Below are 12321 nucleotides of genomic sequence, written 5' to 3'. Positions count from 1 at the left end.
TCGAATCTGATGCGCTCTCAAGTGCGGTCCAACAGCGGGCCGAAGATGTGAATCAGGTTTCCCTCCGGATCGCGCAGCATGGTTGAGCGCCGCTCGGCGCTCAACGGCTGGTCTGCCCACACCATGTCCACCCGATGCTCCTCCAGCAAGGCCGTGGTCGCCTCCAGGTCGTCGGTTTCGAACACCATCGCCTTGAGGCCAAGCACCGCAAGATGATCCGGCGGGGTCGTGCGGTCCACCGGACGTTGCACCGCGCTTGCGCGTGCCACCAGTTCAATGCGCAAACCGGCAGCCTCGAGGATTGCGTAGTCCGCGCCTCCCGCGTCGAAACGGCCGCGCCCGGTCACGACGAAACCGTGCCGGGATTCGTACCACGCGACCATCGCGCTCAGGTTGCTCACGGCGAGCGCGACGTTATTGAGTCGCAGACCGCGAACCGGAGGCAGCATCAGATGAGCCTTGTACATGACCGAGGTTTCCTACTTTGCACGCGCGAAGCGCGCGCGATCGTGCGGGGTGGAGAAGTCGAGCACCGGTCCAAGCGGCACGATGCCCGTGGGGTTGATCCCACGATGGCTTTCGTAATAGTGCCGTTTGATGTGCTCGAAATTGACCGTTTCCGCGACGCCCGGCATCTGATAGATATCGCGCGTATAGGCGGAAAGGTTGGGGTAGTCGGCGATCCGATGCAGGTTGCATTTGAAGTGACCGACATAAACGGCGTCGAAGCGTATCAACGTCGTGAAGAGACGGATGTCCGCTTCGGTGAAGGTGTCGCCAGTCAGAAAGCGTTGTGTCGAGAGCCGCTCCTCGAGCCACGCTAGCGTTTCGAACAGCGGCTTGACGGCTTCCTCGTACGCGCTTTGCGTTGTTGCGAAGCCGGACTTGTAGACGCCGTTGTTCAACGTGTCGTACACACGGCCGTTGATTTCGTCGATCTCGCGTCGCAATGGCGCCGGATAGTAATCGCCAGGCGTGGCGCCCAGAGCGTCGAAGGCCGAGTTCAACATACGAATGATTTCCGACGATTCGTTATTGACGATCGTCTTCTGCTGTTTGTCCCACAGCACGGGCACGGTGACGCGTCCGGTGTAGTGCGGGTCGGCGGCGGTGTAGACCTGATGCAGCAAGCTTGCGCCGTTGACGGTATCGGGCACGGTGCCGGGCCCCTCGGCAAAGGTCCATCCGCGCTCGAGCATCAGCCAGTGGACCACCGACACACTGACCATCTCGTTCAAGCCCTTGAGCGCCCGCACGATCAGCGCGCGATGTGCCCACGGGCAGGCGAGGCTCACGTACAGGTGGTATCTGCCAGCTTCAGCGCGAAAGCCGCCACGCCCGCTGGGCCCCGGCGAGCCGTCGGCGCTCAGCCAGTTGCGAAACGCGGCGTCCTTACGGACAAAGCGACCGCCCGTCGACGCCGTGTCGTACCAGCGGTCTTGCCATTCACCATTGACCAGCAGGCCCATGTCGTTGCTCCTTGTTCGCGAGACGTTCAGGTTGGTTACAGCATGATGGACCATCAGGATGGTATTGCCGTACGATCGTCCCGATGAACACGTTCGACGGAGTGGAACATGTTGTCGGCGGAAGAGCTTGCATTGCTGGAAGCGATTCGGGAAACCGGGAGCCTGTCGCGCGCGGCCGCGCAACTGGGCAAGGCGCCGTCAACTGTGTCGCATGCCGCGCGCCAGCTCGAGAGCCGCTTCGACGCATTGTTGTTCGATCGCCGGCGCTACCGGTTGCAGCTTACTCCGGCTGGGCATGCGCTGGCGGAGGAGGCGGGCCGGCTCATGCAGGACGTGGCTCGCATGACTCAGCGGGTTCGGCAGATCGCGAGCGGCTGGGAGGACCGGTTATGGATCGTGACCGACGAGATCATCGAGTTCGAGCTTGTGATGCCAGTCGTCCGCGCATTCGACGCGTTGCAGTCGGGGGTAAAACTCCGGGTCACCCATGAAGTGCTCGGCGGCACCTGGGAGGCGCTGCGCGAAGGTCGAGGCGACCTGGTTGTCGGGGCGACGAACGAACCCCCGGCGATCCCCGGCCTACGGTGGTTCGAGCTGGGTGTGATGGAGTGGGTGTTCGCGGTCGCGCCGCGTCATCCGCTGGCAGCGGCCAAAGGTCCGCTCAGGCGCGAAGATATCGCGGCCCATCGTGCCGTCGTCGTGGCCGATTCGTCGAGAATGATGCCGGGCCGCGCCTATGGCGTGGTTGGCGGCCAGGCTTCGCTGGCCGTTCCCAGCATGCGCGCGAAGATTCTGGCTCAGCGTGACGGGCTCGGGGTCGGCTGGCTGCCGAGACGCAGGATTGCGGCGCTGCTCAAGCGAGGCGAACTCGTCGAGAAAGGCACGGCCGATCCCCGTGAACCCAACGTGCTCTACGTTGCCTGGCGCGGCGACCACGAAGGCCGAGCGCTTCAATGGTGGTTGGAGCAATTGCGTCAACCGCGTCTGGCCAAACGATTGGTGAACGGACTGGATCTGTTTGCATAAGCGATCCGCATAGCTGCATGGGCAGCTTTCCCATGCGAGGTCGCGTAGGTCACCCCTCGATAGAAAGCGATAGCGTCGCGATGACACGACAACGATTCCGCATTCGTTGTCCGTGTGACCGTTCATGTCTGTGACACGCGCAAACGATAAATTTCGCGGGTCGAAGGGCAGGAACACTCGGAATTCATTTGCCACGGCATGAAGCCGATGCAATGCGCTGCATTGGAATGGAGTCAATGAGAACATCGCCATCCCGAATCGCCATCGCCGTCTCCGCTGCAACGTTGTCGCTCGCCACCGGGGCGAATGCGCAACAGACTGAACCCGCGGCCACTCAGCAGACCGAGGCACCGGTCACTCTGGGACCCATCGTTGTCAATGCGACGAGACCAGCGGCCGCTCCCGATAACGTGGACGACCCGGAACAGATCGTGGGCGTCAGCAAGACCGGCACTCCGCTCGGCGACCTGCCGATGAGCGTGGAGGTCGTTCCGCGCGGCATTCTCGACGAACAAGGCGCCATGTCGTTGCAGGATGCGATCCGCAAAGGCAACGTGTCCGGAGTGAACTACGGCGGTACCGATTCGAAGGGCTTCACCGACCACTTCATGATCCGAGGCCTGCAGGCGCAGACCTATGACGACGGTTTTTCGGACGGCGACCAGGTCAACGGCCCAATGCATTCGCTGCTGGGCGTCGAGCGCATCGAGGTGCTCAAAGGTCCGGGCTCGGCGCTGCTCGGCAGCGGTCCTCCGGGCGGCTCGATCAACCTGATCCACTACACGCCGTCCGCGCAGTTCCATTGGGGCGGCGATATCCAGGCCGGCTCTTTCGGTACGGTCAACGCGAGTGGCTACGTCACCGGTCCAACCGGCATCGACGGACTGAACTATCGTGTCGACGCCAGCGCCGGCCGCTCGGACGGCTACCGCGACCTGGCATCGTGGAACAGGGAAATCCGGCCCGATCTGCAATGGAAAATCGGCGACCACAAGGTTGAATTCTCGATCGACGCGCAGGAGTACATGGCAACGCCCGACTCATACGGGATCATCTACTACAAGGGTGCGCCGATTCGCAATGTCCCGTTCAACGCCAAATATTCGACGCCCTTCGCGAACGCGCACGGCAACTACGTCCGTGCCACGCTGACGGACGAGTGGCGCATCAGCGATTACCTGACGATCAATAATCGCCTGTCATACATGCACCACACGCTGGACTTCTACAGCAACGGCGACAGCACGCACGCGAAGGTCAAGGGCAACGCATTCGTCGGCCGCCAGTTGCGCGATCAGGACGATTCGCTCAACACGTTCGACTACCAGTTCGAACCAGTCTGGAAATTCTCGACCGGCAGCATCCGCCATACGCTGCTGACAGGCTTCGAATACCTGAACCAGGATCTCAACAGCGCGAAGACGACAGCAGACCTTCCGGGCATAAGCGACATCTTCGCGCCGGTGCCGCTGGAAACATCCATCGCAAGCCTGCACTTCCAGTGCGCGCCGTCTCACTCGTGCCAGAACGATCATGTGAGCGCGAACTTCTACAGCCTTTATGCGACCGATCAGGTGGACGTGACGGACAGGTTCAAAATCCGCGCAGGCGTGCGCAAGGACTGGTTCGGTACGTCGCTGACCCTGAACCCGGTCCCCGGCGAGCCGAATCGTACGGCCAACGACGGCATCACGCTGGTTCCCGGCAACACGTATACGCGCAACGATGCCCCGACCAGTTGGAGCGCCGGGATGTTGTACAAGCTGACGCCGTGGATGACGCCGTACTTCGGCGTATCGCGCAGCTATCTCGCGAACTTCAACTCCGAAAACACGGCTTTTTCCATCGGCCCACCGGAATCAGCGCTGCAATACGAGCTGGGCATAAAGTGGTCGTTCTACGACGGGCGCTACGTGCTCAACACCGCGCTGTTCGACGTAAAGCGGGAACACGTGGCGACCCCGTTCGGTGAAGACCAACTCGCGTTCGATTCGCAGCGCACGCGCGGCGGCGAGGCTTCGTTCGACGCGGATCTCACGTCGAACTGGCACGTGTACGCGAACTTTACCGGACAGCAGGCGCACATCACCTATAGTCCGGACACTCCCGGTGCGGTCGGGACCGCCCCGCAGGGCGTGCCGGCCTTTATGGCGAACCTGTGGACGACATACCGCTTCAGCCTCTTCGGCAAGACAGGTTTTCATGCTGGTGCCGGCATCGACTACATGAGCCGGATGACGAACGGCTTTGCCAACGGCTACGACTGGGCACCGGCCTCCGTGATCGCGAACCTGCAGTTCGGTTACGCGGAGCGTCACTGGGGAGCCGATCTGAACATCGACAACGTCACCAACCAGCGCTACTTCATCGCCACCAATGTGGTCGGTGCCTATCTCGGCTCGCCGTTAGCCGCGTACGTTCGCCTGCACGCGGACTTCTGATCGTGGACGACAGCGGGCGGCTGTCCATCTGGACAGCCGCCCGGCGATGGCAGCTACTGCGTGTGCAGCGCGACGGGCGATGCGAACCCTCGATCAATCGTCATCGTCGTCGGCAGCGGCGACCGTCTTCGTCCCTTCAGCAGACATCTTCGTGTAGATCGAATGCGGCGCCGGATACGGCTTGTCGCCCATCACGCCGGTCCACAGCACGCGGTTGAAGAGTTCCGGCGGAACACGATCCTCCTTGGAGAAATCGAAGCCCTTCGTCACGCTTGCCCAGTAAGTCGCGTCATGCAGCGGATGAATGTCCGGACCCTGTGCGTACTGATTGCCGTCGTTGCCGGCGGATGCCGGGCCGGTGGCAACGTTGCCCACGTTCGTACCCCTCAGGATCGTCGACGCGACGGCAGTGTAGGTCCACGAACCGTCCGAGCCAGTGTCGAAGACGTCGGCCATCGGTTGCGCATATGCGGTGTTCAGATTGATGTGCTGGGTGCCGAGCACGTCTTCCATGGTACGGATCGCGTTCACCTGGCTGTACGCGGTGCTGACAACGGCGTTCTTCTTCACGTATGCGCCAACGACGTAGGCCGGCGCGCGGTGCGAGTCGACGTGATCCGAACCGGCCTGCGAGTCGTCCTCGACCACCACGATCAGTGTCCTTTTCGCGTACGGGCTGTGTGCGACCGTCTCGATCAGCTTGCCCACCGCGAAGTCGTTGTCCGCTTGCTCCTGTTCAGCCGTCCCCATCTGACCGACGTTCTGCGCATAGCTGCCGGTGTGATCGGAACCCATGCGGACGAATTCAAACGACGGCAGACGGCCGTTCGCGACGTACTGCTGGAACTCGCGGTTCCATTCGAGTTCGCGGAAGGTGTCCGGATAGGCCTGGTCGAAGCCGCGGTAGTACGGGTCCGTCAGCGTGACGAGCGACGGCTTGAGCGGGTACGCCTGAATGTTGCCGGCAGCAAACGGGTTGAGGAGGGGGCTCGCGATCGTGCCGATCGAGCCGCTGTTGTTGACCATGCCGCCGTAGTTGCGGACCGTACCGCCCGCTTGCAGCACCGCGTCATAGATGCTCGCCTTCTGGTAGCCGAACGGCGCATCCGGGACCGAAATATCGGCGATACCCGGCAGCGCGTTGGCAGTGCCGCCCGGCAGCGACGACGTAACCGTGCTGTAGGCCCCGCCGGAGGCACCGTCGCGCATCGCGGTGGTGGCGAGGCCAACCGGCAGACCGCGATTGGCGCCTTCGGATTCATACGACATGCCGCGGCTCACGCCAGCGTAGTTTTCCTGCTGCGACACTTCCTCGGTCGGCGTGACGTGCGCGTGCTGCACCCACGACCAGCCATCCATCGAGCCGTCGCCCGGATCGGCGAAGTTGTCGATCGTGGCGAAATTGCTAGCGATATTGTGGAAGTTCGGCGTGGTGGCCTTGCCATACATCGTCAGCGACGGATCCCCGTTCGAGCCGTTGCCGAGGTCGCCGAGAATCTGGTCGAACGTCCGGTTTTCCTTGACGACATAGATCACGTGCTTGATGTGATCGTGCAGGAAATTCATCGTCTGGCGATCGCTTTGCGATTCTCTGACCGAATAGTGGTTGTTCTCATCGACCTGGCTGGTCAGCCGCGCAAGCACGTCGCCCCTCGGGACCGGTGCGCTCACGAGGCTGCTCTGTTCGAGACCGAACTGGTACTGGGCCGTTGTGCCCGACGTGTAGAGCGGGTTCGGGCCGGTGTTCGACTTGCCGTTGATGATGTACATCTGCGAGCCGTCGGCGCTCAGCGTGACGTCCTTGGGCGCATACGCGGTCGGGATCAGGCCGGTGACGTGGTAGCCCTCGTTGCCATCGAGCGAGATCACGGCGATCGAGTTGTCGCCGTTGTTGACCGCATACAGGGTTCGCCCGTCGCGCGATACGGTTACGTTGACCGTGTCACGGCCGCTGTACTTCCTGTTGCTGCCGCTGCCCTCATCATTGCCGTCGCCGGACTGGCTAGCGATGTCGATCGTCTTCTCGACCCGGTGGCTGGCCGTATCGATGACCGCGACCTGGTCGGTATTCGCCACGGCGACGTAGAGCTTGGACTGATCCGGCGAGAGGGTCATTCCGTACGCATTGCCTTTCACCGGAATGCGAGTGATGAATTGCGGCGCGGCCGGGTTCGACAGGTTGAGCACCACGACTTCACGGTCGCGCACCGACGAGATGAACGCCGTGTCGTCGGATTTCAGCGCAACGGCCCACGGGTATTCGCCGCCGGCAACGCCCTGCGTGCCCGACGTATTGAACGGGCGCAGATCGTATTCCGACATGACGGTGTTCGATGTCGTGTCGATGATGGTGATCGAGTCGTTGTAGTTGTTGGCAACGACGAGAATCCTGCCATTGCCGGAGAGAGCGAGACCACCGGCGTTCGGCTTCACGCCCGACCCGACACCCTTGCTGTGGTTCAGGGCGATGGCTGCGGTTTGTGACCATTGGGCCGACGGAAGAGCCGACGGGCGGCTATAGACATAAACCGCGTCGTCCGCGCCACCGGTGCCGTACAGGGTCTGGTTGCCATTCCATGCGAGGCCATCGAACGCATTGTTCTGGTGGATGGCCTGCACGAGCTTCGGGGCGGCCTTGTTGGCGCCCGACACGTCGTAGATGAAGATGTACTGGGTCGAGTCAGTCTTGTCCAGCGTGCTGTTGCTGGCACCCGTGTAGACGGTGTTATAGCCCGCCGTAATCACGGCCAGTGTGTTGCCGTCCGGGCTGAGTTGCGACTTGATCGCACCGCTGACGATCTGGGTCGGCTTGGCCGAAAGCTGCGGGTTGAGCAACTGCTGCACGGCACCTGGTATGGCTCGCGGAGAAATGAATTGCCCAGTCGGCAGAAGCTCCATGTCGCCCTGCGGCGCCGCAAATGCAATGCAGCTTGTCAATAGTCCTAATGCAAATCCAGATTGAATGAGATTTCGATGCATTTTGTTTCTCTCCAGATAATCAAAACAAAATAGCCAAATTGGATTGGAATGGAATCATTTGTCTGGTGGGTTGCCTCTGGTCGAGGATATGTGCGAGCGATTCGTCCAGGCGGGAAGCATTGAAACGGTGCCGCGCTGGAGCTTTCAGCACCGCAACATTTAGTCAGTTTCGAATGTCAGTGGAATGACATGTCTGAACCATGTGCATTCCGAATAAATTTTTACAAAAATTATCTCTCGATCGATATGTAATCGTAATTTAAACGTAAAAATATTCCTGATATAAAGTGCTCGTCGTAAACGTCGTGGCAAGAGGTGACTCGCAGGGCCCAACAGGTGTGTAATATCGACTGGAACGTCTCTTTGGGAGCAGTCCCATGCTTCGGGTACTTGAGCCGGGCGACTACTTCGGCACTACCACCCTGCAATACAGGGATGATGGTATCTCGGTCGTGGAGACCCAATTCGCAACGGATCTCATCATTCCGCAGCACGAACATGTGAATCCGTTTTTCTGTTTCGTGCTGGACGGCTGCGGTACACGATCCTGGCCGTCACGCCGTGGCGAAGACGGGCCGATGTCACTGACGCTTTTCCCCGCAGGCGTACCGCACGCAAATTGCTGGTACGGGGCCGGCGGCAAGGCGCTCCATGTCGAATTCTCGTCCTCGTGGCTAGCGCGGCTTGGTGGTCGGACCCAAGTCCTCGATCGCCCGGATGACTTTGCCAGCGGAGCTCCGCTGTCGTTCATGCGCCGTCTGGTCCGCGAGTGCCATGAGCAGGATTCGGCTACGTCGCTGGCAGTCGAAGGGTTGGTACTCGAACTTCTTGCAGCATGCGAGCGGGCCGCCCCGCGCGCGGCGACGGTTGGCGGTTCGCGTCGATGGCTCGCTCGCGTGGAAGCACTACTGCACGATCGTTTTCGTGAGGCATTGACGTTGGACGAAATCGCTTCGGATAGCCATGTTTCCGCCGACCACCTCGCGCGGGAATTCCGCAAGCACTATGGCTGTACCGTCGGAGACTACGTGCGCCAGCTTCGGCTCGATTTCGCGTGCGCTCGATTGACCAGTGGACGCCATTCGCTCAAAGCGATTGCTCAGGCCGCCGGTTTCGCCGATCAAAGCCACTTTACGCGCGTGTTTCGGCGCAGGATGGGGCTGACACCGGGCGCGTACCGCGCGCAGTTGCTCGAAGATCGCTCCTGTACCAAAGATTGACGGTCCGGTACAAGACCAACAGAACTGGCAAGGCCTACAGTGGCTCGCATCTTCGACACGAACTAACGTTCATGGAGACTGATGTGAGCACCGATCCCTTTCCATATCTGACCCGCCTTAACGTTCTCTACTCCTTCGGCGAAGTCATCGACGTGCCTGCCCTCGTGGCGGCAAACGGCCATCCCTGGTACAACCAGACGCTGTGTCAGGTGAACCAGTCGGTAGTCCGGCTGGGTGTCGTGCAGGGCGAATATCATTGGCACAAACATGACGCGGAGGACGAATTCTTTTATGTTGTTAGCGGACGTTTCCTGATAGACCTTGAGGATCGGGTCGTCGATCTAGGCCAGGGACAGGCGTTTGTCGTGCAAAAAGGCCTGCTGCATCGCCCTCGAGCGCCTGAGAAAACGGTGATCCTGATGGTCGAGGCGGCGGGAATCGTTCCCACCGGTGACGCCTGATGCAGATCGTCAGCGAGGATCGGTCAGCGGTACGGTCTGGCCAGTCGCATCCAGACCAATTCCGCCGTCGCATATGATGGTTTGCCCAGTCATGAAGGAGTTCGAAATCAGAAATTCGATCGCCATGGCGACGTCGTCTGGCTGGCCAATTCGTCCTACTGGCGTTCTCGCCGCATAACCGGCAAAAGCGGATTGCTTGTCTTTCTCCGGCAGGAAGTCCCACCACGGCGTATCAATGACGCCAGGCGAAACCGCGTTAATCCGCAACGGGCGTAGCTCTGCCGCCAGGATCGGCACGATCGCGGCAATCGCCGCGTTCGCTGCGCCGAGGCCCGCTGTTCCGGGTATGGCCGAGTGTGCCGACACGGCAGAGAGAAAAGTGATACTTCCGGTTTTCGCAATCGACGCAAGCGCCGCCTGGGCACACGCGAAATGAGGAAACACTTTCTCATCGAATCCCATACGCACCGCATCGAGACTGACGGCTGAAAACGGGCCGCCACCCTTGCCACTGCCGAGCGCGAGAACCAGGTGATCGATTGCGCCAATCTCGGCAAACGTGCCGGCGATGGTCGATGCATCGGATGCATCGAATCTCACCGTATTTGCAGCGCCGTGCAATGCTGCCTTCGCTTTGGCCAGTTTCGCGGAATCTCTCCCTGCAATCGTAACCGTGTATCTCCGATCCAATAGCCGGCTAGCTGTCGCGAAGCCAATGCCGGAGGAGCCGCCGACAATGAAGACATGTTGTGACATGGTTGAAGTTTCCGCTCTTTGAAACATGCCGGGTATCCGGAACCCAGGCGGGGCCGACATCGAAATTCGATGTGTCAATGTGCCAGCGACGGGTCCGTCAACTGAAAGCTGAGCTGACGCAGTCGCTTGCGAAGCGTGGGGTCGTAGGCGTCGGGATGAGCTCTGGCGAGCCTCGTGCCGTCGAAATAGAGGCCGGTACGGCCTTCCATTGCGGTTGTCGCCGCAAGATGAAGAACCGCGTCGGCGCCTTCCGCGACCGTGCTGAGCGGTGTGATTCCGCCATTCCTCACCATGGTTGTATCCATGAATGTGGCCGGATGCAGACAATTTGCCGTCACGCTGGTCTGCGCCAGTTCGTCGGCCAGATCGAAGGTGAACATGATTTGCGCGAGCTTGCTCTGGCAGTAGGCCGCGGTACCGCTATAGCCGCGGCTCAACATCACGTCGTCGAAATCGATCGGGCGTTGTCCCACGGAAGCGACATTGACAATCCGCGATCTCGAGCCCTTCAGCAAAAGAGGCAGCAGAAGCCTGGTCAGGGCAAAGCCCGCGAGGTAGTTCACGGCAAACCGCAATTCGATTCCATCCGCCGTGACTAGCCGGGTCGAGCCACGCGGACCGGTGTCGATGCCGGCGTTGTTGATGAGCAGGTCGAGTCGATCGTGCGCGCGTCCGATCGCGCTCGCCAGCGATCTAACTTCCGCGAACGTAGACAAATCAGCCGGATAAAAAGTAGCTTTGCCTCCCGCATCCGCTATCTCGCGAACGACGTGTTCGCCCCTTTCCATATTTCGCCCGTGAATGAGCACATGCGCGCCCTGGGCTGCGAGTCGCTTCGCGACGCAGCGTCCGAGTCCGTCGGTCGAGCCGGTAACCAGCACAAGCTTGTTCGTCATGTTCATGATTGAATAGACTGAAAGTTGGTTTGGTCTTCATCCTGTGCGCTTTGCCGCGCGACAAACAGTGCTGGATCGATACTGGTATAGGGAGCTACCACGATGACGATGAACGTCAGAACCGTCGCCGCCGAACGGCGCCGTTGCGAGCTGGGTGCATTTCTGAGGTCGCGGCGCGAGCACCTGAGTCCAGCCGCGGTCGGATTGCCTGACGGGTTTCGACGACGCACGCCGGGGCTGCGCCGCGAAGAAGTCGCGATGCTCGCGGACGTCGGCATCACGTGGTACACCTGGCTCGAACAGGGGCGCGACGTCCGCGCGTCCGAAGAGGTGCTGATCGCAATCGCGAATGCGTTGCGGCTGGACGCCGTTGAGCGGCGGCATCTGTTCGTACTGAGCGATCGTCCGTCGCCGGAACTCCAGTCGACGAATCCAGAAAAGCTCGAAGAGCCGGTGCAACGGATGCTCGCCAGTCTGTCAGGCCAGCCCGCTTACGTCACTGGCCGTCGCTGGGATATCCTGGGCTGGAATCGGGCCGCCACCTTGGTGTTCGGTGACTACGGTCAGCTTTCGGTGGATGAGCGCAATCTGATGTTCATGGTCTTCGCGAATGCGCGGCATCGCCGTTTGCTCGTTGACTGGGAGGACGTGGCGCGTGCGTCGCTAGCGATGTTCCGCAACGACAGTGCACGCTATGTGGGTGATCCTGATTTTGAACGGCTGATATCGACGCTGCGACACAGGAGCGACGAATTCAATGCGTGGTGGCGCAGGCATGAGGTGCTCAATCCGTTATCGAACATCAAGCGCATCAGGCATCCGCGCAAAGGCCTGATGGTCTTCGAATACACCAGTTTCGCGCTGCTGGACGGCTCCGATCGCAAGCTCACCGTCTACACGCCGCTTGATGAATGCAGGACCGCGGACAAGCTGGACGCTCTCATCGTGTCCGCCAGGCGCGAACTGTAAAGCATTGACGCAATCAATTCAGCGCGCGGGATGCCAGACTCAAGCAAATGAGGTGGATGGTGTTCTTTCCGAGTGCAGTCAACTGAGAGACTGAAGTTCGCAGC

The 12321-nt window shown here is 60.7% G+C and carries 10 protein-coding genes; 5 read left to right on the top strand and 5 right to left on the bottom strand.

Going from position 1 to position 12321, the window contains the following annotated elements:
* Window positions 1-17: 17 nt before the first annotated feature.
* A complete protein-coding gene (locus QFZ94_RS23330; protein ID WP_429459853.1) occupies window positions 18-467 on the bottom strand; it encodes a VOC family protein in 450 nt (149 codons plus the stop codon).
* 12 nt (window positions 468-479) lie between these two features.
* Window positions 480-1469: a glutathione S-transferase family protein gene (locus QFZ94_RS23325; protein ID WP_368582777.1), complete on the bottom strand. Its 990-nt coding sequence runs from the start codon at window positions 1467-1469 to the stop codon at window positions 480-482.
* A 108-nt stretch (window positions 1470-1577) separates the two neighbouring features.
* Here QFZ94_RS23325 and QFZ94_RS23320 point away from each other — a divergent pair, with 108 nt between their 5' ends.
* Window positions 1578-2495, top strand: coding sequence for a LysR family transcriptional regulator (locus tag QFZ94_RS23320; RefSeq protein WP_429459850.1), 918 nt, complete (start codon window positions 1578-1580; stop codon window positions 2493-2495).
* Window positions 2496-2731: 236 nt separating this feature from the next.
* Entirely contained in the window at window positions 2732-4936 is a 2205-nt protein-coding gene (locus QFZ94_RS23315; RefSeq protein WP_429459848.1) for a TonB-dependent receptor, read from the top strand.
* A gap of 93 nt (window positions 4937-5029) precedes the next feature.
* Here QFZ94_RS23315 and QFZ94_RS23310 read toward each other — a convergent pair whose 3' ends face one another.
* The gene (locus QFZ94_RS23310; RefSeq protein WP_429459846.1) at window positions 5030-7834 is read right to left on the bottom strand and encodes a bifunctional YncE family protein/alkaline phosphatase family protein; all 2805 of its coding nucleotides are present in this window, start codon (window positions 7832-7834) and stop codon (window positions 5030-5032) included.
* Between the two features lie 458 nt (window positions 7835-8292).
* Between QFZ94_RS23310 and QFZ94_RS23305 the strand changes: the two genes are divergently transcribed.
* Complete coding sequence (locus QFZ94_RS23305; RefSeq protein ID WP_429459844.1) at window positions 8293-9135, top strand: helix-turn-helix domain-containing protein; 843 nt, start codon at window positions 8293-8295, stop codon at window positions 9133-9135.
* Window positions 9136-9218: 83 nt separating this feature from the next.
* Window positions 9219-9596, top strand: a complete 378-nt coding sequence (locus tag QFZ94_RS23300; protein ID WP_368582783.1) for a cupin domain-containing protein — start codon at window positions 9219-9221, stop codon at window positions 9594-9596.
* Window positions 9597-9605: 9 nt separating this feature from the next.
* On the opposite strand, the gene QFZ94_RS23295 is transcribed toward QFZ94_RS23300, so the two are convergent.
* Together QFZ94_RS23295 and QFZ94_RS23290 are read right to left on the bottom strand one after the other, a co-directional pair.
* Window positions 9606-10379: an SDR family oxidoreductase gene (locus QFZ94_RS23295; protein WP_429459841.1), complete on the bottom strand. Its 774-nt coding sequence runs from the start codon at window positions 10377-10379 to the stop codon at window positions 9606-9608.
* Between the two features lie 47 nt (window positions 10380-10426).
* Window positions 10427-11254 carry an SDR family NAD(P)-dependent oxidoreductase gene (locus QFZ94_RS23290; RefSeq protein WP_429459839.1) on the bottom strand — a complete coding sequence of 276 codons (828 nt, stop codon included), beginning with the start codon at window positions 11252-11254 and terminating at the stop codon, window positions 10427-10429.
* 96 nt (window positions 11255-11350) lie between these two features.
* Between QFZ94_RS23290 and QFZ94_RS23285 the strand changes: the two genes are divergently transcribed.
* Entirely contained in the window at window positions 11351-12217 is an 867-nt protein-coding gene (locus tag QFZ94_RS23285; RefSeq protein WP_429459837.1) for a helix-turn-helix transcriptional regulator, read from the top strand.
* Window positions 12218-12321 lie beyond the last annotated feature (104 nt).

It is taken from the genome of Paraburkholderia sp. JPY465 (genome assembly GCF_050436725.1).
Classification (GTDB): domain Bacteria; phylum Pseudomonadota; class Gammaproteobacteria; order Burkholderiales; family Burkholderiaceae; genus Paraburkholderia; species Paraburkholderia youngii.
Note: the sequence above shows the minus strand (reverse complement) of the source record. Positions and strands in the feature narration are given on the sequence as shown.

Bases quoted from the DNA above. Each gene is read 5' to 3' on its own strand.
- QFZ94_RS23285 (WP_429459837.1), top strand. From the start codon at position 11,351: ATGACGATGAACGTCAGAACCGTCGCCGCCGAACGGCGCCGTTGCGAG.
- QFZ94_RS23290 (WP_429459839.1), bottom strand. From the start codon at position 11,254: ATGAACATGACGAACAAGCTTGTGCTGGTTACCGGCTCGACCGACGGA.
- QFZ94_RS23330 (WP_429459853.1), bottom strand. From the start codon at position 467: ATGTACAAGGCTCATCTGATGCTGCCTCCGGTTCGCGGTCTGCGACTC.
- QFZ94_RS23325 (WP_368582777.1), bottom strand. From the start codon at position 1,469: ATGGGCCTGCTGGTCAATGGTGAATGGCAAGACCGCTGGTACGACACG.
- QFZ94_RS23305 (WP_429459844.1), top strand. From the start codon at position 8,293: ATGCTTCGGGTACTTGAGCCGGGCGACTACTTCGGCACTACCACCCTG.
- QFZ94_RS23295 (WP_429459841.1), bottom strand. From the start codon at position 10,379: ATGTTTCAAAGAGCGGAAACTTCAACCATGTCACAACATGTCTTCATT.
- QFZ94_RS23315 (WP_429459848.1), top strand. From the start codon at position 2,732: ATGAGAACATCGCCATCCCGAATCGCCATCGCCGTCTCCGCTGCAACG.
- QFZ94_RS23320 (WP_429459850.1), top strand. From the start codon at position 1,578: ATGTTGTCGGCGGAAGAGCTTGCATTGCTGGAAGCGATTCGGGAAACC.
- QFZ94_RS23310 (WP_429459846.1), bottom strand. From the start codon at position 7,834: ATGGAGCTTCTGCCGACTGGGCAATTCATTTCTCCGCGAGCCATACCA.